This is a genomic window from Aquabacterium fontiphilum, assembly GCF_009909205.1.
GTDB classification, from domain to species: domain Bacteria; phylum Pseudomonadota; class Gammaproteobacteria; order Burkholderiales; family Burkholderiaceae_C; genus Aquabacterium; species Aquabacterium fontiphilum.
Genome location: NZ_JAAAPN010000009.1, coordinates 26,231 through 49,504, shown reverse-complemented (window position 1 = coordinate 49,504; position 23,274 = coordinate 26,231). Strand labels below are relative to the sequence as shown.

Sequence of the window (23,274 nt, the reverse complement as noted above, 5' to 3'; positions counted from 1 at the left end):
CCTGAAAGTCTGTGTCACATGTATATTTGCACAAATACAAATTGCCGGCCAGTCCAGTGCGTATCAAGACCCTCCGCCTGCAACTTCGATTCCTGGCCCCCTTGGCGCTGGTGTTTGCCGCTGTGGCCTATGTGTCGTTGCCTTTGATCGACAACCTGATGCTGCGTTGGGCCGCCCGTGACCTCGCGTTGCGCGGGACGCTGGTGGCCAATGCCATGTCGGATTCGGTGGCGCGCTCGCTGAGCGAAGGCGATCTCGCCGGCCTGACTGCCTTGTTCGAGCGCACCGCCACCGACGAGCGGCTGCTCGGCATGGCCTTGTGCGGCACAGATGGGGCGCTGCTCAGCCAGACCGCCCGATTGCCTGAATCCGTCGACTGTGCCCTGGTGCAGACGCCCGCGGAGACGCCCGGGCTGTTGTCGCTGCACAGCGGGGCTGTCCAGGTGGGGCGCCATCCGATTGTGGTGGAGGGGGTGCCACTGGCCGATCTGCTCGTGGTCCACGACATGAGCATTCTCCAGCGGCGCAGCGCTGACACGCAGGGTTACCTGTTGCTGCTGCTGGTGGGGCTGGGGGCCCTGATGTCGCTGATCACGATGGTGGTGGCGCAACTCAGCTGGCGAGGCTGGGTGGCAGGGGCCCGGGCCATTCTTCGGGGCGAGGGTCTGATCCGGCCGTTCGACCGTCCGGTGCCCGAGTTGGCGCCCCTGGCCGAGGAACTGCGCGAGCGCCTGCGTGAACTGGAAGACGGTTACCGTCGTCTGCAGGTGGCCGATGCGCCGTGGGATCCTGCCCGCCTGCGCGCGCTGCTGAACACGCAACTGCGTGGCGATCAGGTCATCGTCGTGGCCAACCGTGAGCCGTACATCCATGAGCGCACCGACGCGGGCGTGCGGGTGCGGCGGCCAGCCAGTGGTCTGGTGACCGCCGTCGAGCCTGTGATGCGGGCCTGCTCGGGCACTTGGATCGCTCACGGCAGCGGTTCGGCCGACCGTGACGCAGTGGACGCCCATGACCGCGTCAGCGTCCCGCCTGGGCAACCCGAGTACACGCTGCGGCGCGTTTGGCTGACGCCGGAGGAAGAGCAGGGCTACTACTACGGCTTTGCCAACGAGGGACTGTGGCCGCTATGTCATGTCGCCCACGTGCGCCCGGTGTTCCGCGAGAGCGACTGGCGCGCTTACTGTGAGGTCAACGCGCGCTTTGCCGATGCGGTGGTGGCCGAGGCCAAGAGCGACGATCCCATCGTTCTGGTGCAGGACTACCACTTCGCGCTGCTGCCGGCCATGGTGCGCGAGCGCCTGCCGCGGGCCACCATCATCACCTTCTGGCACATTCCCTGGCCCAACCCCGAATCGTTCGGCATCTGCCCCTGGCGCGAGGCTCTCGTCGAAGGTCTGCTGGGCAGCACCATTCTCGGCTTCCACACGCCCACGCACGGGCGCAATTTCATCGAGACGGTCGATCGTTTCGTGGAGGCGCGCATCGAGCACGAACACGGCATCGTCCGCCATGCCGGACACGACACCCTCGTGGCGAACTATCCGATCTCGATCCGCTGGCCCGCGCAGCAGGAGACTGCGGGGTGGACGCCCGTGGCCGAGGCGCGGGCGAACGTGCGTCAGGCGCATGGGCTGTCAGCGCAGCACCGCATCCTTCTCGGGGTGGACCGATTCGATTACACGAAGGGCATTCTGGAGCGCCTGCATGCCTTCGAACGCCTGTTGGCCAAGTATCCAGAGTGGGTCGGCGAGGTCAGTCTGCTTCAGGTGGCGGCGCCCACGCGAAGCGAGCTTGACGAGTACCAGGACTTCCAGCACCGTATCCATCGTGTCACCGCGCGCATCAACGCCCGGCATGGCCGGCCTGGCTATGTGCCGGTAATCCTGCTGGCGCAGCACCATGAGCCCCATCAGCTCCTGGACTTGTATCGCGCAGCCGACGTGTGCCTCGTCACCAGCCTTCACGATGGCATGAACCTGGTGTGCAAGGAGTTCGTGGCCGCACGTGATGACGAGCAGGGCGTGCTTGTGCTGAGCCGCTTTGCTGGCGCGGCGCGCGAGTTGGCCGAGGCCCTGATCGTCAACCCCTATCACGTCGAGGAGTGCGCGGATGCGCTGCACCAGGCACTGGGCATGTCGCCCGATGCCCAGCGCGAGCGCATGGCCAGCCTGCGCATGGTCGTGCGTGAACACAACGTCTACCGGTGGGCCGGTCGCATGCTGTCCGACACCGCCCGCCTGCGTCTGCGCAGCCGAATCGAAGCCCGCTTGAAGGAGTCCTGACCATTGAATACGCACGCCGCTGCCCGACTTGCCGCGCTCAGCCCTCAGGGGCGCCAGCACCTGCAGGCTGTTTTGCACCCGCCGCCCGCCTTGTTGGTGTTCGACTTCGACGGCACGCTGGCGCCCATCGTGGCACAGCCCGATGCCGCACGTGCCCCGCTGGCAGTGGCCCGCGCGCTGGAGGCGCTCATGCAGCACCATGTGGTGGCCATCGTCACGGGCCGCGCGGTGGACGACGTGGCGGGGCGGCTCGGGTTTGTGCCTCACCATGTGCTGGGCAGCCACGGCGCAGAAGACCCGGCCGATGTCCAGTCGGCGGAGCGCATTGCCCATCATCGCAGCGCGCTGGATGAACTGCGGGCGGCGTGTGACGGGTCCTGGGCAGCTTCGCTCGGCGATGCGGGCGTGCAGGTCGAGGACAAGGGCTTGTCGCTGGCCTTTCACTATCGGCTCTCGCGGGACCGGCAGCACGCGCTGTCTGTGGTGCGTGGCCTGCTCGCCGAGCATGGAGGAGGGCTGAGGACGTTCGACGGCAAGTGTGTGGTCAACGCCATGGCCGACGAAGCGCCCGACAAGGCCGATGCGGTGGAGACACTGGTGGCCCGGACCGGCATCTCGCGCGTGGTCTTTGCGGGCGACGATGTCAACGATGAGCCGGTCTTCGAGCGCCGCAGGCCCGGCTGGTTCACGGTGAAAGTGGGCGGTGATCCCCGACAGTCTGCGGCGGAGTTCCATCTGGGGGGCACGGCCGAGATGGCGTTGTTTCTGGCGGCCTGTCTGCGCTGCAGTCGTTAGCGGGCTGCGAGCAGCGCTGTAGCTGGGCCTGAGCCAGCGCGGCGTACATCGGTGCGCTCACCAGGCGAGACACGGCACTGGCGACCATGGCGCAGGCCATCAGGCTGAGCACGAGGGCGTGCCCTTCGACCATTTCCATGACGATGATGAACGCCGTGATCGGGGCCTGGGTGGCCGCGGCCAGAAAGCCCACCATGCCCAGCGCAATGAAGGCGGGCTCCCGCAGGTGCCCCAACCATTGGGCAACGTCGCTGCCGATGCCGGCCCCGATGGCCAGGGACGGGGCGAACACGCCGCCCGGCGCACCCGACCAGGCCGACAGCCAGGTGGCCAGAAAGCGCAGGGGCGCGTACAGCGCGTGGGTGTCGTCCTGCCCCGTGAGCAGCGTATGCGTGGTGGCGTAGCCGCTGCCAAAGGTTGCGCCCCCGCTGACCACGCCAATGACGGCCACCGCCAGCCCGCACGCAGCCGCGAAGGCCACGGGCCGTCGCTCACGCCAGCGGCTCAGGCGGTCATGCCCCCCGACCAGCGATTGCACCACCAGGCGAGAAAACACGCCGCCGGCCAGCCCAGTCGCCAGGGCGATGCACAGGCCCGGCCACCACAATGCCGCCGGGCTGGCTGACGTCTGGATCTCGCCAAAGTACGCCTTGTCGCCATAGATGGAGACTGCGATCAGGCCAGAGAGCACGATGGCGGCGATCAGCAGCCCGCTGGAGCGGTCCTCGGGCTTCCGGGACAGCTGTTCAATCGCGAACATCACCCCCCCCAGCGGCGTGTTGAAGGCCGCGCCCACGCCGGCCGCACCACCCGCCACCATCAGGCTGCGTTCGCTGATCTGACTGCCTCGCGGCAGCCAGCGGCGCGCGTGGTGCATCACGCCGGCGGCCACCTGAACCGAAGGGCCTTCCCGGCCGGTAGACAAACCGGCCAGCAGGCTGCCTGTGGTCAGCAACAATTTGGCCACTGACAAGCGCAGCGAGACAAACAGCCCACGCTGCTGAGGCGGCACATTCTGGTCGAGCGCAGCCAGCACCTGCGGGATGCCCGAACCCGCCGCGCCCGGCGCCCAGCGTCGGGTGAGCCACACCACAGCCGCGGTCACGAGCGGCGTCCACACCAGCGCCCATCCGGGATGGCTCTCCGTGATGCGAAAAAAGCCGCTCAGTGCCCATTCCGACAGCCGCGTCAGCAACACCACGCTGAGCCCGGCCAGTACGGCAAACCCCAATACAACGGCGCGTGCAGCCCAGCGCCGCCAGTCGGATAATTCTTCTCTGACCGAGTCAGCCACCGAGGCCGGTGATGCGTTAGAGGGCTCGTTCACAGCCAGCCTTTCATCATGTCAGAACGCCTCAAGCGAACCCGCCCCGCCGTATCGGTCGAAGACGCCATCGACGGCCTCACCCCTCAGGCGGCGCAGGTGCTTCGCCAGTTCCGCATCGTGTTCAACACTGTGCGGAACCACTTTCAACAGATCGAGCGCCAGTCGGGGCTCGGCGGCGCTCAGCTGTGGACGCTGAGTCTGGTGGCGAAACGACCGGGCATCGGCATGGGCGAACTGGCCGATGCCATGGACGTGCACCAGTCGACCGCCAGCAACCTCATCCGGTTGCTCGTTCGCAAGCGTCTGGTGCGTTCGTCGCGGGATGAAGGTGATCGTCGGGCGGTCAACCTGTTCGTCACAGACGAGGGCGTGGCGGTACTGGCGACGGCGCCGGGTCCGTTTGCCGGTGTGCTGCCGGACGCACTGGGGCGTCTCGATGCGGAAACCCTGGACCGGCTGAGCGACGACCTGGCCACCCTGATCGACGTGCTCAGCGTGGAGGAGCCGGAAACGGCCGCGCGCACACCGTTGGCGGGGCTGGGCTGAACCGATTTGCACCCATATAATCGGCCGCGTGACGATCTGGCAAGCTTGCCGCACGTTGCATTCAGGAGTGTTCAAGTTGAGGCCTCGCCGCTGGCGGGGCCTTTTTTTCTCGCCCGGTCCTGAGTGGTGCCGTCTGCCCTGCCACGATGCGGTATCGTCGGGCGCATGTTGATTCACCCTCAATTCGATCCTGTGGCCCTGTCGCTGGGGCCGGTCCACATCCATTGGTATGGGCTGACCTACCTGACCGCATTCGGTCTGTTTTACTGGTTGGCGGTCCGCCGCGCTGCGCAAGCGCCGTTCGCCCAGGCCGGCTGGCACCGGCAAGCCATCGAAGACCTGCTGTTCTTTGGCGTCATGGGGGTCATCCTCGGGGGGCGTTTGGGTTATGTCCTGTTCTACAAACCGGCCCATTACCTGGCGCATCCCGGCGAGATCCTGGCCGTCTGGCAGGGCGGCATGGCCTTTCACGGTGGCTTGCTGGGTGTCATTGCAGCCATGGCGCTGTACGCGCGCCTGCGCCAGCGCACCTTCCGGGAAGTGGCCGATCTGGTGGCGCCATGCGTGCCCATCGGTCTGGCCGCGGGCCGCCTTGGCAACTTCGTCAACGGCGAACTCTGGGGCCGCGTCACCACGGCCGACGTGCCCTGGGCCATGGTGTTCCCGCAATCCGGCAGCGACCTGCCGCGCCATCCTTCGCAGCTCTACCAGTTCGCATTGGAAGGGCTGCTGCTGTTTGCGGTGTTGCAGTGGTATGGCCGCAAGCCGCGTCCCCTGGGGCGGGTTGCCGCGCTCTTTCTGATCGGCTACGGCACGCTGCGCTTTGTGGCAGAGGCCTTCCGCGAGCCCGACGATTTCCTCGGCCTGCTCGCACTGAATCTGAGCATGGGGCAGTGGTTGTGCGTGCCGATGGTGGCCCTGGGCGCCCTGATGTGGGTCACCGCAAAAAAAGACGCCCCCCAGCCCGTAGGCCAGGAGGCGTGAAGAGGTCTGTGGATATTCGCGGACCCACTGACCCCCGCTGAGGAAGGCCGCCTGGCTCTGGCGAATCAGGCAGCCACACGCACTGTTGCAAGCGGCATGCCAGGTTTGCGTGCACATCGCGGGCCCCAGCGGCGGGCTGCTCAGGCCGCGTCGCGCTGCGGATGGCCGTGCCGGGTGTACAGAAAGTCGAGCACCGCTTTGCGGCAGGCCATGTAGGTCGGGTCTTCGGCCAGTGCCACACGGTCGCGGGGGCGCGCCAGCGGCACGGGCAGCACCTCGCCGATGGTGGCCGCAGGCCCGTTGGTCATCATCACGATCTTGTCCGACAGCAGCACGGCTTCGTCCACATCGTGCGTCACCATGACCACGGTGCTCTGCGTGCGGGCCACGATCTTCAGCAACTCGTCCTGCAGGTGGGCGCGCGTGAGCGCATCCAGCGCGCCAAAAGGCTCGTCCATCAGCAGCACCTTGGGCTCCATGGCCAGGGCGCGGGCAATGCCCACACGCTGCTTCATGCCGCCCGAGATTTCCGCGGGCCGCTTGTGGATGGCGTGGCTCATGCCCACGAGGTCCAGCGCGGCCAGGGTGCGCTGCTTGAGCTTGTCCTTGCCCTCCTTGGCGGCGAACACGCGTTCAACCGCCAGGTAGACGTTCTGGTAACACGTCAGCCAGGGCAGCAATGAGTGGTTCTGAAACACCACCGCGCGCTCGGGTCCGGGCCCGGCGATCTCTTTGTTATCGCACAGCAGGCCGCCCGCTGTGGGTTGCAACAGGCCGGCAATCAGGTTGAGCAGCGTCGATTTGCCACAACCCGAATGCCCGATCAGCGCGACGAATTCGCCCTTGTCGATGCCCAGGTTGATCTCGCGCAGCGCATGAAAACGACCCTTCTTGGTGTGGAACACCATCTCGGTCTGGTGGATGTCGATGAAGTGGGACATGGTCTGATCTCCTCGAATCAACGATGGGACGGGGTCATTCGAAACTGAAGCGCTTGGCGATGGCCACCAGCGTCTGCTCCAGCAGCAGGCCCACCACGCCGATCACGAAGATGGCGATCAGGATGTGCTGGACGTTCAGGTTGTTCCATTCGTCCCAGACCCAGAAGCCGATGCCCACGCCGCCGGTCAGCATCTCGGCTGCGACGATCACCAACCAGGCGGTGCCGATCGACAGGCGCACGCCGGTCAGCATGTAGGGCAGCACCGAGGGAAAGAGGATGCGCGTGACGATCTTCCACTCCGACAGGTTCAGCACCTTGGCCACGTTCAGGTAGTCGTCGGGTACGCGCTGCACGCCCACGGCGGTGTTGATGATCATCGGCCAGATCGAGCAGATGAAGATCGTCCAGATGGCAGCCGGGTCAGCCGACTTGAACACCAGCAGGCCGATGGGCAGCCAAGCCAGTGGCGAGACGGGGCGCAGCAGGCTGATGATGGGGTTGAGCATGCTGCTGATCAGCGCAAAGCGGCCGATGATGAAGCCCAGCGGGATGCCCACCAGCGCCGCCAGACCAAAGCCCATGGCCACGCGCTGCAGCGAGAACAGGATGTTCCAGCCGATGCCTTGATCGTTCGGCCCGTTGTCATAGAACGGGTCCTTGAACAGCTCGTAGGCGGCGTCCCAGGTGGCGGCCGGCGTGGGGAAGGGGCCGGTGCCCTTGGCGGTCAGCAGTGCCCAGATGCCCACGAGCAGCGCCAGGCCGGCCAGCGGCGAGAACACCTTGATGGCCAGCCCGCCCCAGTCGATGGGCGGCCGGGGCGGTGCCGCGGGGGCGACGGTTGCGGGCGGGGCAGCAGTAGCAGAGACGGCAGGCATGGCGGATGGGGCAGAGGCAGAGGGCTGCGATGCGCGGGCGGCGTCGCGGGCTTCAAGCGGGTTGTGGAAAACGGCGCTGACCATGGTGGGCTCCTCAGTCGGTTCGAGAGAAACAGGCAGTCGTGTGAAACGGCCCGATCCGGTGTCTGCAAGAAGTCGGCCGGTGGAGCCATCCAGTCAAGTGGATGACCTGGCTGCAACGGGGGTGCAGCCGGTGCCTGTGGTGGCACTCCGCGGCCAGCGATTCAGCGGGGCTCAGTGAAAGCAGCGCGAACAACCGATCGGGTTGCACCCGTTTGGTGCATCAGGCTTTGATCTTGAAGCCGTCGGCGTACTTCCTGGGATCCTTGCCGTCCCACACCACGCCGTCGATCATCTTGCTCGTGCGCATCACGTCCTTGGGAATTGGCACGTTCAGCGCGCTGGCGGCTTGTTTGTACAGATCGATCTTGTTGACCTGCTTGGCCACGGCCAGGTAGTCCGGGTGGTCCTTCAACAGACCCCAGCGCTTGTGCTGGGTCATGAACCACATGCCGTCGCTCAGGTACGGGAAGTTCACGACGCCGTCGTTGTAGAACTTCATGTGGTTCGGGTCGTCCCAGGTCTTGCCCAGGCCGTTCTGGTAGCGGCCCAGGATGCGCTGGTTGATGGCGTCCACGCCGGTGTTGACGTACGACTTCGCGGCGATGGTCTCGGCCATCTTCAGCTTGTTCTGCAGGCCTGCGTCGATCCACTTGCCCGCCTCCAGAATGGCCATCACCACGGCGCGGGCCGTGTTGGGGTACTTCTTGACGAACTCGTCGGTGCAACCCAACACCTTCTCTGGGTGGTCTTTCCAGATTTCCTGGGTGGTGGCGGCGGTGACGCCGATGCCGTCCATGATGGCGCGGTGGTTCCAGGGCTCGCCCACACAGAAGCCGTCCATGTTGCCCACGCGCATGTTGGCCACCATCTGGGGCGGGGGCACGGTGATGACCTTGGCATCCTTCATCGGGTTGATGCCGTAGGTCGACAGCCAGTAGTAGATCCACATCGCGTGCGTGCCGGTCGGGAAGGTCTGCGCGAACGTGTACTCGCGCTTGTCCGAGCCCATCAGCTTGGCCAGCGAAGCGCCATCCACGGCCTTCTTGTCGGCCAGTGCTTTCGACAGCGTGATGGCCTGGCCGTTGTGGTTCAGGTTCATCAGCACGGCCATGTCTTTCTTGGGGCCGCCGATGCCCATCTGTACGCCGTAGATCAGGCCGTACAGCACGTGGGCCATGTGCAGGTCGCCATTGACCAACTTGTCGCGCACGCCGGCCCACGAGGCTTCCTTGGTGGGCACAATCTTGATGCCGTACTTCTTGTCGAAGCCCAGCACCGAGGCCATCACCACGGAGGCGCAATCGGTCAGCGGAATGAACCCGATCTTGACCTCTTCCAGCTCCGGCTTGTCGGAGCCCGAGGCCCAGACGACGGACTGGAGACCAGGCACAACCCCGACGGCAGTGGCGGCGGCTGCGGTTTTCAAGATCGACCGGCGGGTCTTGTTGAGGTCCTGCGAGTTCATGGTGCGAGCGTTCCTGTGTGGCAAAACAAAAAAGGCGTCTCCGTGCGCCACTCGCGCCAAAACGCAAGCAGGCCTCGGACGACACCTTTGTCGACAGCCCCGGGCGCCATCGTTGGTCACCCAGGTCACGCAAGGTCGCCGTTGACCCTGCTCACAGCAAATCACGCAAGGGCCGTGCCAACCTGTGCGCCGCTGTTTCGCCCCGTGTTTGTGCGGGGCGCTCCACTACACTGCGCGCATGTCTCAATTGATCCTGGGTGTCGAGTCGTCCTGTGACGAAACGGGCGTGGCGCTGGTGCGCGCCGATGCGGCGGGCGTGCCCCGCCTGCTGGCGCACGCCTTGCACAGTCAGATCGACATGCACCAGGCCTACGGCGGCGTGGTGCCCGAACTGGCCTCGCGCGACCACATTCGCCGAGTCGTGCCGCTGGCGCGCCAAGTCGTCCAGGAGGCCGGCTGCGCACTGGCCGATGTGGACCTGATCGCCTACACGCGGGGGCCGGGCCTGGCGGGCGCGCTGCTGGTCGGGGCGGGCTTTGCCTGCGCGCTGGGTGTGGCCCTGCAGCGCCCCTTGCTGGGCGTGCACCATCTTGAAGGGCACCTGTTGTCGCCGTTTCTGTCGGCTGACCCTCCCACGTTTCCCTTCGTGGCCCTGCTGGTATCAGGCGGGCATACCCAACTGATGCGGGTCGACGGGGTGGGGCAGTACAGCCTGCTCGGCGAGACGGTCGATGACGCCGCCGGCGAAGCCTTTGACAAGTCCGCCAAGCTCATGGGCTTGCCTTACCCCGGTGGGCCGCACCTGTCTCGTCTGGCCGAGTCGGGGCGCGACGACGCGTTCGAGTTGCCGCGCCCCATGCTGCATGCCGACAACCTGGATTTCTCGTTTGCGGGCTTGAAGACCGCGGTACGCACCCATCTGGTGCGCCTGGGTTGGCTCGACCAGCCTGCCACGCTGGCCGACCCCGCGTCCGCGCCGGTCCTGGCGGATCTGGCCGCCTCCACCCAAGCGGCCATCGTCGACGTGCTGGTGCGAAAATCGCTGGCCGCGCTCAAGCAGACCGGCCTGACCCGGCTGGTGGTGGCCGGGGGGGTGGGCGCCAATCGTCGATTGCGTGCACAACTGGACGCCGCTGCGCAGCGCCGTCGGCTTCGGGTGCATTACCCGGAGATGCACCTGTGCACCGACAATGGGGCCATGATTGCCCTGGCGGCAGCCATGCGCCTGCAAGCCGGCCTGGCACAGCCCCAGCCGGCGGCCGCCTTCGACGTCAAGCCGCGCTGGCCGTTGGCTGCAATCTGAGGTGTGTCCCCCTTCGGCGTTGTGATATAGTCGCGGGTTCGCACGTACCGGGTTGGTTTCACCTGGTGCGCAAGTCAACGCAGAAACCAGCATCCCGGTCGCATGGGTTGCGCTTGTCTCAGGCGCGCCCGGGCTGGCAGATGTCGGTCTGCACTGTCGTTTCAGGAAACATCATGTCCGTTGCAGACATCAACAAGGCCGACATCATCAAGGCCAACGCCCGTGGCCAGGCCGATACCGGCTCTCCCGAGGTGCAGGTCGCGCTGCTGACCGCCCGCATCAATGAGCTCACCCCGCACTTCAAGGCCAACAAGAAGGACCACCATGGTCGTCGTGGCCTGCTGCGCATGGTGAGCCGTCGCCGCAAGCTGCTGGACTACCTCAAGTCCAAGGACTACGATCGCTACGCTGCGCTGATCCAGAAGCTGGGCCTGCGCAAGTAAGCACCGCATGACGACAAAAAGCCTGTCTGGTGTCCTTCCAGCACAGGCTTTTTGTTTTTGACGTAGCCGACTCACTCGAACGAGCGAACGCTGTGTCATTCCAAGGGCCCGGTCCAGACACGCCGGGCCGGGTCCCTGGAATGGCATCGCGCAAGGGTGAACGCGGCAAACCCGGCGGCCGGCAGGCCGTCTCCACAACGAGGAGCATTCACCCATGACCATGTTCAACAAAGTCACCAAGACCTTCCAATGGGGCGGCCGCACGGTCACCATGGAAACCGGCGAGATCGCCCGCCAGGCCACCGGCGCTGTCGTGGTCGACATCGAAGGCACCACCGTATTGGCCACCGTGGTGTGCGCCAAGAGCGCCAAGGCCGGCCAGGACTTCTTCCCGCTGACCGTCGACTACATTGAGAAGACCTATGCTGCCGGCAAGATCCCCGGCAGCTTCTTCAAGCGTGAAGCCAAGCCCAGCGAGCACGAGACCCTGACCTCGCGCCTGATCGACCGCCCGATCCGCCCGCTGTTCCCTGAGGGCTTCTACAACGAAGTGCAGCTGGTCATCCACGTGCTGTCGCTGAACCCTGAGGTCCAGTCCGACATCGCCGCCATGATTGCCTCGAGTGCCGCCCTGAGTGTGGCTGGCATTCCGTTCAACGGCCCCATCGGCGCGGCCCGCGTGGCCTACATCAACGGCGAGTACGTGCTGAACCCCAGCCCCGCTCAGATGGCCGAATCGAAGATGGACCTGATCGTCGCTGGCACCGAAAGCGCCGTGCTGATGGTCGAATCCGAAGCCGATCAGCTGTCTGAAGAGGTGATGCTCGGCGGCGTCGTCTTTGGCCACGAGCAAGGTAACGTGGCGATCAATGCCATCCACGAACTGGTGCGCGACGCCGGCAAGCCCGTGTGGGACTGGCAGCCGCCCGCCAAGGACGAGGCCTTCATCGGCAAGGTCAACGCGCTGGCCGAAGGCCCGCTGCGCGCCGCCTACCAGATCCGCTCCAAGCAGGCTCGTACGCAGGCCTGCCGCACCGCCTACGCTGAAGTGAAGGCCGCCCTGACGGCTGAAGGTGTGGCCTTCGATGATGTCAAGGTCGACAACCTGATGTTTGACATCGAGGCCAAGATCGTGCGCAGCCAGATCCTGGCAGGCGAGCCCCGCATCGACGGCCGCGACACCCGCACCGTGCGCCCCATCGAGATCCGCACCGGCGTGCTGCCGCGCGTGCACGGCTCTGCGCTGTTCACCCGTGGTGAAACCCAGGCCCTGGTCATCGCCACGCTGGGCACCGAGCAAGACGCTCAGCGCATCGATGCGCTGACTGGCGACTTCCGCGACACCTTCCTGTTCCACTACAACATGCCGCCGTTCGCCACGGGCGAAACCGGTCGCGTGGGCAGCCCCAAGCGCCGCGAAATCGGCCACGGCCGTCTGGCCAAGCGCGCTCTGGTGCCGCTGCTGCCCGCCAAGGAAGACTTCGCCTACACCGTGCGCGTGGTTTCCGAGATCACCGAGTCCAACGGTTCGTCGTCGATGGCCTCGGTCTGTGGTGGCTGTCTGGCCATGATGGATGCCGGTGTGCCGATGAAGGCCCACGTGGCGGGCATCGCCATGGGTCTGATCAAGGAAGGCAACAAGTTCGCCGTCCTGACCGACATCCTGGGTGACGAAGATCACCTCGGCGACATGGACTTCAAGGTGGCCGGCACCACCACCGGCGTGACCGCCCTGCAGATGGACATCAAGATCCAGGGCATCACCAAGGAAATCATGCAGGTCGCTCTGGCGCAGGCCAAGGAAGCCCGCCTGCACATCCTGGGCAAGATGGTCGAGGCCATGGCTGGCGCGAACACGGAAGTCTCCGAGTTCGCTCCCCGCCTGTACACCATGAAGATCAACCCCGAGAAGATCCGTGATGTGATCGGCAAGGGTGGTGCGACCATCCGTGCCCTGACCGAAGAAACCGGCTGCCAGATCAACATCTCGGAAGACGGCTCCATCACCATCGCTTCCACCGACGCCGCCAAGGCCGACGAAGCCATGCGCCGCATCGGCGAGATCACGGCCGAGGTCGAGATTGGTGCCACCTACGAAGGCGCCGTCACCAAGCTGTTCGATTTCGGTGCGTTGGTGAACCTGCTGCCCGGCAAGGACGGCCTGCTGCACATCAGCCAGATCGCCCACGAGCGCGTCGAGAAGGTGTCCGACTACCTGACCGAAGGCCAGATCGTCAAGGTCAAGGTGCTGGAGACCGACGAGAAGGGTCGCGTCAAGCTGTCCATGAAGGCTCTGCTGGAGCGCCCTGAGGGCATGCCCGAGCGCGAAGAGCGCGGTGACCGTGGTGACCGTGGCGATCGCCCCCGTCGTGACCGTGGCGACCGCGGTGACCGCGGCGGTGAGCGTCGTGAGCGCGCACCGCGTGCCGAGCAGCAGCCGCTCGAAGCCGGTGGTGAAGCCGGCGGCGAACAGGCCCAGCAACAACAACAGTGAGCGCCATGAAGAAGCTGGTCGTAGGCAACTGGAAGATGCACGGCAGCCGTGCATTCAATGCCGAGCTGATCAACGGGCTCAAGGCGGCTGACCTGGGCGCCACGGCGCCGCGCGCCAGCGTGGCTGTGTGCCCACCCTTCGTCTACCTGGGCGAAGTCGCCGCAGCGCTGCAGGGAAGCGGCATCGCCGTCGGCTCGCAGGATGTGTCCGTGCAGGCGCAGGGCGCCTATACCGGCGAGGTCGCTGGCCCGATGCTGTCCGATCTGGGCGTCAAGTACGCCATCGTCGGACACTCGGAGCGTCGCAGCTACCACACCGAGAGCGACCAGCTCGTGGCCGACAAGGCCAAGGCCGCGCTGGCGCACGGCCTGACGCCCATTGTCTGTGTGGGTGAAACGCTCGCCGAGCGCGAGGCCGACCAGACCGAGGCGGTGGTGGCGCGCCAGCTGCAGGCGGTCATTGACACGCTCGGTGGTGATCTGTCGCGCATCGTCGTGGCCTATGAGCCTGTCTGGGCCATCGGCACCGGCAAGACGGCTTCGCCCGAGCAGGCTCAGGCGGTGCATGCCTTCTTGCGGGCGCGCCTGACTGCCGCCAGCGCGTCGGCCGCGTCCGTGCCGCTGCTGTACGGCGGCTCGGTCAAGCCCGACAACGCGGCGCAGCTGTTTGCGCAACCCGACATCGATGGCGGGCTGATCGGCGGTGCCGCTTTGAAGGCAGCCGACTTTGCCGCCATCGCGCGCGCGGCCTGAGCCGCGCCTGATTTTCCGGAGACTTTCCAACCATGCAACAAGCATTCTTCACCGTGATGGTGTTGCTTCAGGTGGCATCGGCGCTGGCCATGATCGGTCTGGTGCTGGTGCAGCACGGCAAGGGCGCCGACATGGGTGCCTCGTTCGGCAGTGGTGCCTCGGGCAGCCTGTTTGGCGCCAGCGGCAGCGCCAACTTCCTGTCGCGCTCCACGGCGGTGGCGGCCACCATCTTCTTTGCCAGCACACTGGCACTGGCGTATTTTGGCAACCTGCGCCCCGCGGCGCAGGAAGGCAGCAGCATCCTCGATCAGGCCGCCAGCCAGGTTGCGCCGGCGGTGCCCGCATCTGCGGCCAAGCCGGCTTCCGGTGCAGCCCTGATCCCTGGGCAATGATCCGGGTGCGGTCGGCCACCCGGGAGGGTGGTCGGCTGAGGCGAATCTGTCACGCCGCGTGCACACGTTGTGCGGGTTCGCCCTGAAAACAGGTTAGAATGTAAGTCTCCGGTCAGCAATCCTCACGCAACACCGGAGCCGCAAAGGTGCAGGTGCTGCGGCACTGTCCTCTGTGACGCATGCCGACGTGGTGAAATTGGTAGACACGCTATCTTGAGGGGGTAGTGGCGAAAGCTGTGCGAGTTCGAGTCTCGCCGTCGGCACCAAACGATACAACGAGTCCTGTGCCCTCCCCATGACCAGCGCCGTTTGTCACATCAAAGCGGATGTCTGGGAGTGGTCCCCCCGGTGCGAGTGCATCGGGCGGCCGAGGTTCAGGAGCTCACGCGGGCGCGCTGTGGGTGGTGATGTCATCTCAGGTTCAATCCTGAGTGGCGAGCCGCCCGGCGCGCCTTTTTCTTTGCGCGGTGTGCTCCAATCACGCCGTTTGAACTGACCAAGGTCTGTCAGCATGGTGAACCTCCAAGAATACCTGCCCGTCATCCTGTTCATCCTGGTGGGCGTCGGTGTGGGCGTGGCCCCACAGTTGCTGGGCTTCCTGCTGGGGCCGCGTCGGCCGGATGAGGCCAAGAACTCGCCCTACGAGTGCGGCTTCGAGGCATTCGAAGATGCGCGCATGAAATTCGACGTGCGCTACTACCTGGTCGCCATCCTGTTCATCCTGTTCGACCTGGAAATCGCGTTCTTGTTCCCTTGGGCCGTGGCGCTCAAGGACGTCGGCATGGCCGGCTTCGTCACCGTGATGCTGTTCCTGAGCATCCTGGTCGTGGGCTTCGTCTACGAATGGAAGAAGGGCGCCCTCGACTGGGAGTGATCCCTGTCGCGCACGCACCATCGACCGGCATCGATTGAGGTAAAGAGTATGGGTATCGAAGGCGTCTTCAAAGAGGGCTTCATCACCACGTCCGTTGATTCGCTGATCAACTGGTCCAAGACGGGGTCGTTGTGGCCCATGACCTTCGGGCTGGCCTGCTGCGCGGTGGAGATGATGCACGCGGGCGCGGCCCGCTACGACATTGACCGGTTCGGCATGCTGTTCCGGCCGAGCCCCCGTCAGTCCGACCTGATGATCGTGGCCGGCACGCTGTGCAACAAGATGGCGCCCGCCCTGCGCAAGGTGTACGACCAGATGGCCGAGCCCCGCTGGGTGCTGTCCATGGGCTCGTGCGCCAACGGCGGCGGTTACTACCACTACAGCTACTCGGTGGTGCGCGGCTGTGATCGCATCGTGCCGGTCGACGTGTACGTGCCGGGCTGCCCCCCGACGGCCGAGGCATTGCTCTACGGCATCTTGCAGCTGCAGGCCAAGATCCGCCGCGAAAACACCATCGCCCGCTGAACGGAGAGCGCACGCATGAGCCAGAAACTCGCCACCCTGCAAGCGGCCCTGGAGTCGGTCCTCGGCGACCAGATCAAGCGCCTCGACCTCGTCAAGGGTGAACTGACCCTGACCGTCTCGGCTGCGAACTATCACGCCATCTGCCAGACCCTGCGCGACCACGCCGAGCTGCGCTTCGAGCAGCTGATCGACCTGTGCGGCATGGACTATTCGCAGTACAAGGACGGCGCCGAGAGCATCTATGCCGACGGCCCGCGCTTTGCGGTCGTCATCCACCTGCTGTCGCTCAGCAAGAACTGGCGCCTGCGCCTGCGCGTGTTCGCGCTGGACGACGACTTCCCGATCGTGGCATCGGTCAACGACATCTGGAACGCAGCCAACTGGTTCGAGCGCGAAGCCTTCGACCTGTACGGCATCGTGTTTGACGGCCACGTCGACCTGCGCCGCATCCTGACCGATTACGGCTTCATCGGCCACCCGTTCCGCAAGGACTTCCCGACCACGGGCTACGTCGAGATGCGCTACGACCCCGACCAGAAGCGGGTGATCTACCAGCCCGTCACCATCGAGCCGCGCGAGATCACGCCGCGCATCATCCGCGAAGACAACTACGGTGGTCTGCACTGATCATGGCTGAAATCAAGAACTACACCCTGAACTTCGGTCCGCAGCACCCGGCCGCGCACGGCGTGCTGCGCCTGGTGCTCGAGCTCGACGGCGAAGTCATCCAGCGCGCCGATCCGCACATCGGCCTGCTGCACCGCGCCACCGAGAAACTGGCCGAAAGCAAGACCTTCATCCAGTCGCTGCCCTACATGGACCGCCTGGATTACGTCTCGATGATGTGCAACGAGCACGCCTACTGCCTGGCCATCGAAAAGATGATGGGCATTGAGGTGCCCGTGCGCGCACAGTACATCCGTGTGATGTTCTCCGAAATCACCCGCGTGCTGAACCACCTGCTGTGGTTGGGCTGTCACGGGTTCGACTGCGGCGCGATGAACATCCTCATCTACTGCTTCCGCGAGCGGGAAGACCTGTTCGACATGTACGAAGCGGTCTCGGGGGCGCGCATGCACGCGGCTTACTTCCGTCCGGGCGGTGTCTATCGCGACCTGCCGGATACCATGCCGCAGTACAAGGCCAGCAAGATCCGCAACGCGCGTGCGATCTCGAAGCTCAACGAGAACCGCCAGGGCTCGCTGCTCGATTTCATCGAGGACTTCACCCAGCGCTTCCCCAAGCTGATCGACGAATACGAAACCCTGCTGACCGATAACCGCATCTGGAAGCAGCGCACCGTCGGCATCGGTGTGGTCACGCCCGAGCGCGCGATGAACCTGGGCCTGTCTGGCGCCATGCTGCGCGGTTCGGGCATCGTGTGGGATCTGCGCAAGCATCAGCCCTACGACGTCTACGACCAGGTCGACTTCGACATCCCCGTGGGCAAGAACGGCGATTGCTACGACCGCTATCTGGTGCGCGTGGAAGAACTGCGTCAGTCCAACCGCATCATCAAACAGTGCGTGGATTGGCTGCGTGCCAACCCGGGCCCGGTCATCACCGACAACCACAAAGTGGCACCGCCTTCGCGCGTGAAGATGAAGTCGTCGATGGAAGAGCTCATCCACCACTTCAAGCTGTTCACCGAAGGCTTTCACGTGCCCGAAGGCGAGGCCTATGCCGCCGTCGAGCATCCCAAGGGCGAGTTCGGTATCTACCTGGTGTCCGACGGGGCCAACAAGCCTTACCGCCTGAAGATCCGTGCCCCGGGCTTTGCCCATCTGGCCGCCCTCGACGAAATGACCCGTGGCCACATGCTGGCTGATGCGGTGGCGATCATCGGCACGATGGACATCGTGTTCGGTGAGATCGACCGCTGAGCAGCCCGGCATCCAAGCGAGACAGATTCCCCATGTTGAGCGAACAAACCAAAGCGCGGTTCGACCGCGAACTGGCGAAGTACCCCGCCGACCAGCGGCAGTCCGCCGTGATGGCCTGCCTGACCATCCTCCAGCAGGAGCGTGGCTGGATCTCGCCCGAGAGCGAGCAGGAAGTGGCCGACTACATCGGCATGCCCGCCATCGCGGTGCATGAGGTGGTCACCTTCTACAACATGTACAACCAGAAGCCCGTTGGTCAGTTCAAGATCAACGTGTGCACCAACCTGCCTTGCCAACTGCGCGACGGCCAGAAGGCCTTGCAGCACCTGTGCGAGAAGCTGGGCGTGCAAGACGGTGGCACCACGGCCGACGGCCTGTTCACTGTGCAGCACTGCGAGTGCCTGGGCGCCTGCGCGGATGCGCCGGTGGCCCTGGTCAACGACCGCCAGATGGTGAGCTACATGAGCAACGACAAGCTCGATCAGCTGATCGACGTGCTCAAGGCCAACGCCAAGTAACCGAGGCAGAGACCACCATGCTTGACCTCTCCCAATTCCAGGCCACCGGCAAGGAAACCATCTTCCACGGTCGCCACATCAGCCCCCAGATCTATGCTGATCTGGATGGCAACAACTGGCGTCTGAAGGACTATGAAGCCCGTGGCGGTTACGCCGCGCTGCGCAAGATCCTCGGCAAGGACGGTGGCGAGGGCATGACGCCCGACCAGGTCATTGCCGAAGTGAAGGCCTCGGCCCTGCGCGGCCGCGGCGGCGCGGGCTTCCCCACCGGCCTGAAGTGGAGCTTCATGCCGCGCGCTTTCCCGGGCCAGAAGTACCTGGTCTGTAATTCCGACGAAGGCGAGCCGGGCACCTGCAAGGACCGCGAGATCCTGCGCTTCAACCCGCACATCGTGATCGAAGGCATGGCCATTGCGGCCTATGCCATGGGCATCTCGGTGGGCTACAACTACATCCACGGCGAGATCTTCGAAGTCTATGAGCGCTTCGAGGAGGCCCTCGAAGAGGCGCGCGCAGCCGGCCTGCTGGGCAACAACATCCTGGGCAGCGATTTCAGCTTCCAGCTGCATGCCCACCACGGTTTCGGCGCCTACATCTGCGGTGAAGAAACCGCGCTGCTCGAGTCGCTCGAAGGCAAGAAGGGCCAGCCCCGCTTCAAGCCGCCGTTCCCGGCGAGCTTCGGCCTGTACGGCAAGCCCACCACGATCAACAACACCGAAACGTTCGCGGCGGTGCCCTGGATCATCCGCAACGGCGGTGAAGCCTTCCTGAATGTGGGCAAGCCCAACAACGGCGGCACCAAGCTGTTCTCGATCTCGGGCGACGTCGAGCGTCCCGGTAATTACGAGATCCCGATGGGCACGCCCTTCGCCACGCTGCTGGAGCTCGCCGGTGGCGTGCGCGGCGGCCGCAAGCTCAAAGCAGTGATCCCGGGTGGCTCGTCCATGCCGGTGCTGCCGGCGCACATCATGATGGAGTGCACGATGGACTATGACTCCATCGCCAAGGCCGGCTCCATGCTGGGCTCGGGCGCCGTCATCGTGATGGACGAGACCCGCTGCATGGTCAAGAGCCTGCTGCGCCTGTCGTACTTCTACATGCATGAATCCTGCGGCCAGTGCACGCCGTGCCGCGAAGGCACGGGCTGGCTGTGGCGCATGGTCGAGCGCATCGAGCACGGCAAGGGGCGCCCGGAGGACATCGACATGCTGAACTCGGTGGCCGACAACATCCAGGGTCGCACGATCTGTGCGCTGGGCGATGCCGCAGCCATGCCGGTGCGCGCGTTCATCAAGCACTACCGCGATGAGTTCGTGCACCACATCGAACACAAGACCTGCATGGTCCCGGCCTACATCTGAACTGGGCAATAGTCATGGTTGAAATCGAAATCGACGGCCGCAAGGTCCAGGTGCAGGAAGGCAGCATGGTGATGCAGGCTGCCGAACAGTGCGGGACGCACATCCCGCACTTCTGCTACCACAAGAAGCTGTCCATCGCGGCCAACTGCCGCATGTGCCTGGTGGACATCGAGAAGGCGCCCAAGCCCATGCCCGCCTGCGCCACGCCCGTGACGCAGGGCATGATCGTGCGCACCAAGAGCGACAAGGCGATCAAGGCCCAGCAGGGCGTGATGGAGTTCCTGCTGATCAACCACCCGCTGGATTGCCCCATCTGCGACCAGGGCGGCGAGTGCCAGCTGCAGGATCTGGCCGTGGGCTACGGCGGTAGCGCCTCGCGCTATGAAGAAGAAAAGCGCGTGGTGATGCCCAAGGATGTGGGCCCGCTGATCTCGATGGAAGAGATGAGCCGCTGCATCCAGTGCACCCGCTGTGTGCGCTTCGGTCAGGAAATCGCCGGCGTCATGGAGCTGGGCATGGCCCACCGCGGCGAGCATTCCGAGATCACCACCTTCGTGGGCAAGACGGTCGATTCCGAGCTGTCGGGCAACATGATTGACCTGTGCCCGGTGGGCGCGCTGACCAGCAAGCCCTTCCGCTACAGCGCCCGCACCTGGGAGCTGTCGCGCCGCAAGAGCGTCAGCCCGCACGATTCCACTGGCGCCAACCTGATTGTTCAGGTCAAGGGCAGCAAGGTGATGCGCGTGGTGCCGCTCGAGAACGAGGCCGTCAACGAATGCTGGCTGGCTGACCGTGACCGCTTCAGCTACGAAGCGCTCAACGGCGACGAGCGCCTGACCCAGCCCATGATCAAGCAGGGCGGCCAGTGGCGCGAGGTCGACTGGACGACGGTGCTCGAGTACGTGGCCAACGGCCTCAAGGGCATCAAGAACGAACACGGCGCCTCTGCCATCGGCGCGCTCGCCTCCGAGCACCAGACCGCAGAAGAACTCTACCTGCTGGCGCAACTCGTGCGCGGGCTGGGCAGCGACAACATCGACACGCGCCTGCGTCAGACCGACTTCACCGCAGGTAGCGGCGTCAAGTGGCTGGGCATGCCGGTGGCTGACCTCAGCACGCTGGACCGCGCGTTGGTGGTCGGCTCGTTCCTGCGCAAGGACCACCCGCTGTTTGCCTCGCGTCTGCGTCACGCAGCGCGTCGCGGCGCACAGGTGAGCGCCATCGGCGGCATGGCCGATGATTGGCTGATGCCTCTGGCCCAACGCGTGACCGTGGCGCCCAGCGCCTGGGTGCAGGCCCTGGCCGACGTGGCTGCAGCCGTGGCTGCTGAGCGCGGCGTCAGCGCACCGGTCGCCGGCAACGTGACCGACGTGGCCAAGGCCATCGCTGCCTCGCTGCTGTCGGGTCAGCGCAAGGCCATCCTGCTGGGCAACGCCGCCGCGCAGCATCCGCAGGCCGCCAGCCTGCAGGCGCTGGCGCAATGGCTGGCCGAGCAGACCGGCGCGCAGTTCGGTTTCCTGGGCGAGAGCGCCAACACCGTGGGCGCAGCCCTGGTGGGTGCACAGCCCCAGCAAGGCGGCCTGAACGCCGCGCAGATGCTGTCGGGTCAGCCGCTCAAGGGCCTGATTCTGATGGGCGTCGAGCCCGAGTTCGACACCGCCAACCCGGCTGCCGCGCTGGCGGCTGCCCGCGCAGCCGAGACGGTGATCGTGTTGTCGTCGTTCAAGTCGGAGGCAGCTGCGGAGTACGCCGACGTGATGCTGCCCATCTCACCGTTCACCGAAACGGCCGGTACCTTCATCAGCGCCGAAGGCCGCGTGCAGAGCTTCCACGGTGTGGTGCGTCCGCTGGGCGACACCCGTCCGGGTTGGAAGGTGTTGCGCGTGCTGGGCACGATGCTGGGCCTGGAAGGCTTTGCCTTCGAGACGGCCGAAGAAGTGCGTGCACGTGCGCTGGGCGATGTGGCTGCGCTGCCCGCCCGTCTCAACAACGCCACGCAGGCGGCCATCACCCTGCCGGCGTCGACCGGCGGCCTGGAGCGCCTGGCGGATGTGCCCATCTACTGCGCCGACGCGCTGGTGCGCCGTGCGCCCTCGTTGCAGGCCACAGCCGATGGCAAGCCGCCGGTGGCTGGTCTGCCGCAGGCCCTGTGGGCCGAGCTGGGTCTGACCGATGGCGCCCAGGTCAAGGTGACGCAGGAAGGCCCGAGTGGCCCGGTCTCGGCCGTGTTGGCGGCCGTGCTGGACGCCAGCCTGCCCGCCAACGTCGTGCATGTGCCGACGGGCCATCCCGCCACGTCGGCGCTGGGTGCGGCCTTCGGTGGCATCCGTGTCGAGAAAGCTTGAAGGGCAGGGGAGTGAACCATGATTGATACCCTGTACAACGCCGGTGCAGACACGCTGGGCGGCGCCTGGCCGGTGGTCTGGAACCTCATCAAGATCGTGGCGCTGCTGCTGCCCCTGCTGGGCTGCGTGGCCTACCTCACGCTGTGGGAACGCAAGGCCATCGGCTGGTCGCAGGTCCGCCCCGGTCCGAACCGGACCGGTCCTGGCGGTCTGTTGCAGCCAATTGCGGACGCGGTCAAGCTGATCTTCAAGGAGATCATCCTGCCCGCGGCGGCCAACAAGAGCCTGTTCCTCATCGGGCCGGTCATGACCATCATGCCGGCGCTGGCTGCGTGGGCCGTCGTGCCCTTCGGCCCAGAGGTCGCGCTGGCCAACGTCAATGCCGGCTTGCTGTTCCTGATGGCCATCACCTCGATGGAGGTCTATGGCGTGATCATCGCCGGCTGGGCCTCGAACTCGAAGTACGCCTTCCTGGGCGCCATGCGTGCATCGGCCCAGATGGTGTCGTACGAGCTGGCCATGGGCTTCTGTTTCGTGATCGTGCTGATGACGGCCGGCTCGCTGAACATGAGCGACATCGTGCTGAGCCAGGACAAGGGCCAGTTCGCCGACATGGGCCTGAACTTCCTGTCTTGGAACTGGCTGCCGTTGTTGCCCATCGTGGTCGTGTACTTCATCTCCGGTCTGGCCGAAACCAACCGCCACCCCTTCGACGTGGTGGAAGGCGAATCGGAAATCGTGGCCGGTCACATGATCGAGTACTCGGGCATGGCCTTCGCGATGTTCTTCCTGGCCGAGTACGCCAACATGATCCTGGTGTCGGCGCTGGCCGCCACCATGTTCTTCGGTGGCTGGCTGCCGCCCGTGGATGCGCTGAGCTTCATCCCCGGTTGGATCTGGCTGGGCCTCAAGACTTTCGTCATCGTCACGCTCTTCCTGTGGGTGCGTGCCTCGTTCCCGCGCTTCCGCTATGACCAGATCATGCGTCTGGGCTGGAAGATCTTCATCCCGCTCACGCTGGTGTGGCTGGTGGTGGTGGGCGCCTGGATGGTGTCACCCTGGAACATCTGGAAGTAAGGG

The 23,274-nt window shown here is 65.4% G+C and carries 21 protein-coding genes and 1 tRNA gene; 18 read left to right on the top strand and 4 right to left on the bottom strand.

The features are described 5' to 3' along the window. Window positions 1-56 precede the first annotated feature (56 nt). A complete protein-coding gene (locus tag GTZ97_RS11720) occupies window positions 57-2,285 on the top strand; it encodes an alpha,alpha-trehalose-phosphate synthase (UDP-forming) (protein WP_161650824.1) in 2,229 nt (742 codons plus the stop codon). Between the two features lie 3 nt (window positions 2,286-2,288). Further along, window positions 2,289-3,080 (top strand): trehalose-phosphatase, encoded by a 792-nt coding sequence (gene otsB / locus GTZ97_RS11715; protein WP_161650823.1) that lies wholly within the window; start codon window positions 2,289-2,291, stop codon window positions 3,078-3,080. Here otsB and GTZ97_RS11710 read toward each other — a convergent pair. Next, window positions 2,971-4,407, bottom strand: a complete 1,437-nt coding sequence (locus GTZ97_RS11710; RefSeq protein WP_330863604.1) for a chloride channel protein — start codon at window positions 4,405-4,407, stop codon at window positions 2,971-2,973. The two genes, otsB and GTZ97_RS11710, sit on opposite strands and share 110 nt — an antisense overlap. Window positions 4,408-4,422: 15 nt before the next feature. Here GTZ97_RS11710 and GTZ97_RS11705 point away from each other — a divergent pair, with 15 nt between their 5' ends. Then, window positions 4,423-4,953, top strand: coding sequence for a MarR family winged helix-turn-helix transcriptional regulator (locus GTZ97_RS11705; RefSeq protein WP_161650822.1), 531 nt, complete (start codon window positions 4,423-4,425; stop codon window positions 4,951-4,953). Window positions 4,954-5,118: 165 nt separating this feature from the next. Continuing rightward, window positions 5,119-5,937: a prolipoprotein diacylglyceryl transferase gene (gene lgt, locus GTZ97_RS11700; RefSeq protein WP_161650821.1), complete on the top strand. Its 819-nt coding sequence runs from the start codon at window positions 5,119-5,121 to the stop codon at window positions 5,935-5,937. Between the two features lie 140 nt (window positions 5,938-6,077). Here lgt and GTZ97_RS11695 read toward each other — a convergent pair whose 3' ends face one another. The 3 genes from GTZ97_RS11695 to GTZ97_RS11685 form a co-directional block, all read right to left on the bottom strand. Then, on the bottom strand, window positions 6,078-6,878 hold the full coding sequence (locus GTZ97_RS11695; RefSeq protein ID WP_161650820.1) for an ABC transporter ATP-binding protein: 801 nt from the start codon (window positions 6,876-6,878) through the stop codon (window positions 6,078-6,080). 34 nt (window positions 6,879-6,912) lie between these two features. Beyond that, window positions 6,913-7,839, bottom strand: coding sequence for a nitrate ABC transporter permease (ntrB, locus tag GTZ97_RS11690; RefSeq protein ID WP_161650819.1), 927 nt, complete (start codon window positions 7,837-7,839; stop codon window positions 6,913-6,915). Between the two features lie 220 nt (window positions 7,840-8,059). Next, entirely contained in the window at window positions 8,060-9,304 is a 1,245-nt protein-coding gene (locus tag GTZ97_RS11685; RefSeq protein WP_161650818.1) for a CmpA/NrtA family ABC transporter substrate-binding protein, read from the bottom strand. Between the two features lie 238 nt (window positions 9,305-9,542). Between GTZ97_RS11685 and tsaD the strand changes: the two genes are divergently transcribed. The 14 genes from tsaD (at window position 9,543) to nuoH (ending at window position 23,271) form a co-directional block, all read left to right on the top strand. Further along, window positions 9,543-10,607, top strand: a complete 1,065-nt coding sequence (tsaD, locus tag GTZ97_RS11680) for a tRNA (adenosine(37)-N6)-threonylcarbamoyltransferase complex transferase subunit TsaD (RefSeq protein WP_161650817.1) — start codon at window positions 9,543-9,545, stop codon at window positions 10,605-10,607. 173 nt (window positions 10,608-10,780) lie between these two features. Beyond that, window positions 10,781-11,050, top strand: coding sequence for a 30S ribosomal protein S15 (gene rpsO, locus GTZ97_RS11675; RefSeq protein ID WP_161650816.1), 270 nt, complete (start codon window positions 10,781-10,783; stop codon window positions 11,048-11,050). A gap of 214 nt (window positions 11,051-11,264) precedes the next feature. Then, entirely contained in the window at window positions 11,265-13,544 is a 2,280-nt protein-coding gene (gene pnp, locus GTZ97_RS11670) for a polyribonucleotide nucleotidyltransferase (protein WP_161650815.1), read from the top strand. Next, a complete protein-coding gene (gene tpiA, locus GTZ97_RS11665; RefSeq protein ID WP_330863603.1) occupies window positions 13,541-14,296 on the top strand; it encodes a triose-phosphate isomerase in 756 nt (251 codons plus the stop codon). The genes pnp and tpiA overlap by 4 nt, the downstream gene beginning before the upstream one ends. A 32-nt stretch (window positions 14,297-14,328) precedes the next feature. Then, window positions 14,329-14,688: a preprotein translocase subunit SecG gene (secG, locus tag GTZ97_RS11660; RefSeq protein WP_161650813.1), complete on the top strand. Its 360-nt coding sequence runs from the start codon at window positions 14,329-14,331 to the stop codon at window positions 14,686-14,688. A 181-nt stretch (window positions 14,689-14,869) separates the two neighbouring features. Further along, a tRNA-Leu gene (locus GTZ97_RS11655) sits at window positions 14,870-14,954 on the top strand. Window positions 14,955-15,202: 248 nt separating this feature from the next. Continuing rightward, entirely contained in the window at window positions 15,203-15,562 is a 360-nt protein-coding gene (locus GTZ97_RS11650; protein ID WP_161650939.1) for an NADH-quinone oxidoreductase subunit A, read from the top strand. 48 nt (window positions 15,563-15,610) lie between these two features. Then, the gene (locus GTZ97_RS11645) at window positions 15,611-16,087 is read left to right on the top strand and encodes a NuoB/complex I 20 kDa subunit family protein (RefSeq protein ID WP_161650812.1); all 477 of its coding nucleotides are present in this window, start codon (window positions 15,611-15,613) and stop codon (window positions 16,085-16,087) included. Between the two features lie 15 nt (window positions 16,088-16,102). Further along, on the top strand, window positions 16,103-16,714 hold the full coding sequence (locus GTZ97_RS11640; RefSeq protein ID WP_161650811.1) for an NADH-quinone oxidoreductase subunit C: 612 nt from the start codon (window positions 16,103-16,105) through the stop codon (window positions 16,712-16,714). A gap of 2 nt (window positions 16,715-16,716) precedes the next feature. Further along, on the top strand, window positions 16,717-17,970 hold the full coding sequence (locus GTZ97_RS11635) for an NADH-quinone oxidoreductase subunit D (RefSeq protein WP_161650810.1): 1,254 nt from the start codon (window positions 16,717-16,719) through the stop codon (window positions 17,968-17,970). Between the two features lie 32 nt (window positions 17,971-18,002). Beyond that, window positions 18,003-18,488 (top strand): NADH-quinone oxidoreductase subunit NuoE, encoded by a 486-nt coding sequence (gene nuoE, locus GTZ97_RS11630; RefSeq protein WP_161650809.1) that lies wholly within the window; start codon window positions 18,003-18,005, stop codon window positions 18,486-18,488. 17 nt (window positions 18,489-18,505) lie between these two features. Further along, window positions 18,506-19,849 carry an NADH-quinone oxidoreductase subunit NuoF gene (gene nuoF, locus GTZ97_RS11625; RefSeq protein ID WP_161650808.1) on the top strand — a complete coding sequence of 448 codons (1,344 nt, stop codon included), beginning with the start codon at window positions 18,506-18,508 and terminating at the stop codon, window positions 19,847-19,849. A 14-nt stretch (window positions 19,850-19,863) separates the two neighbouring features. Beyond that, on the top strand, window positions 19,864-22,194 hold the full coding sequence (gene nuoG / locus GTZ97_RS11620; protein ID WP_161650807.1) for an NADH-quinone oxidoreductase subunit NuoG: 2,331 nt from the start codon (window positions 19,864-19,866) through the stop codon (window positions 22,192-22,194). A gap of 18 nt (window positions 22,195-22,212) precedes the next feature. Next, on the top strand, window positions 22,213-23,271 hold the full coding sequence (nuoH, locus tag GTZ97_RS11615; RefSeq protein WP_161650806.1) for an NADH-quinone oxidoreductase subunit NuoH: 1,059 nt from the start codon (window positions 22,213-22,215) through the stop codon (window positions 23,269-23,271). The last annotated feature ends 3 nt before the right edge of the window (window positions 23,272-23,274 follow it).

Excerpts from the sequence above, each read along its gene's own strand:
- pnp (WP_161650815.1), top strand. The coding sequence starts at position 11,265 with ATGACCATGTTCAACAAAGTCACCAAGACCTTCCAATGGGGCGGCCGC.
- nuoF (WP_161650808.1), top strand. The coding sequence starts at position 18,506 with ATGCTTGACCTCTCCCAATTCCAGGCCACCGGCAAGGAAACCATCTTC.
- ntrB (WP_161650819.1), bottom strand. The coding sequence starts at position 7,839 with ATGGTCAGCGCCGTTTTCCACAACCCGCTTGAAGCCCGCGACGCCGCC.
- GTZ97_RS11635 (WP_161650810.1), top strand. The coding sequence starts at position 16,717 with ATGGCTGAAATCAAGAACTACACCCTGAACTTCGGTCCGCAGCACCCG.
- nuoG (WP_161650807.1), top strand. The coding sequence starts at position 19,864 with ATGGTTGAAATCGAAATCGACGGCCGCAAGGTCCAGGTGCAGGAAGGC.
- GTZ97_RS11685 (WP_161650818.1), bottom strand. The coding sequence starts at position 9,304 with ATGAACTCGCAGGACCTCAACAAGACCCGCCGGTCGATCTTGAAAACC.
- secG (WP_161650813.1), top strand. The coding sequence starts at position 14,329 with ATGCAACAAGCATTCTTCACCGTGATGGTGTTGCTTCAGGTGGCATCG.
- lgt (WP_161650821.1), top strand. The coding sequence starts at position 5,119 with ATGTTGATTCACCCTCAATTCGATCCTGTGGCCCTGTCGCTGGGGCCG.
- GTZ97_RS11645 (WP_161650812.1), top strand. The coding sequence starts at position 15,611 with ATGGGTATCGAAGGCGTCTTCAAAGAGGGCTTCATCACCACGTCCGTT.
- GTZ97_RS11695 (WP_161650820.1), bottom strand. The coding sequence starts at position 6,878 with ATGTCCCACTTCATCGACATCCACCAGACCGAGATGGTGTTCCACACC.
- nuoE (WP_161650809.1), top strand. The coding sequence starts at position 18,003 with ATGTTGAGCGAACAAACCAAAGCGCGGTTCGACCGCGAACTGGCGAAG.
- tsaD (WP_161650817.1), top strand. The coding sequence starts at position 9,543 with ATGTCTCAATTGATCCTGGGTGTCGAGTCGTCCTGTGACGAAACGGGC.
- GTZ97_RS11705 (WP_161650822.1), top strand. The coding sequence starts at position 4,423 with ATGTCAGAACGCCTCAAGCGAACCCGCCCCGCCGTATCGGTCGAAGAC.
- GTZ97_RS11640 (WP_161650811.1), top strand. The coding sequence starts at position 16,103 with ATGAGCCAGAAACTCGCCACCCTGCAAGCGGCCCTGGAGTCGGTCCTC.
- rpsO (WP_161650816.1), top strand. The coding sequence starts at position 10,781 with ATGTCCGTTGCAGACATCAACAAGGCCGACATCATCAAGGCCAACGCC.
- nuoH (WP_161650806.1), top strand. The coding sequence starts at position 22,213 with ATGATTGATACCCTGTACAACGCCGGTGCAGACACGCTGGGCGGCGCC.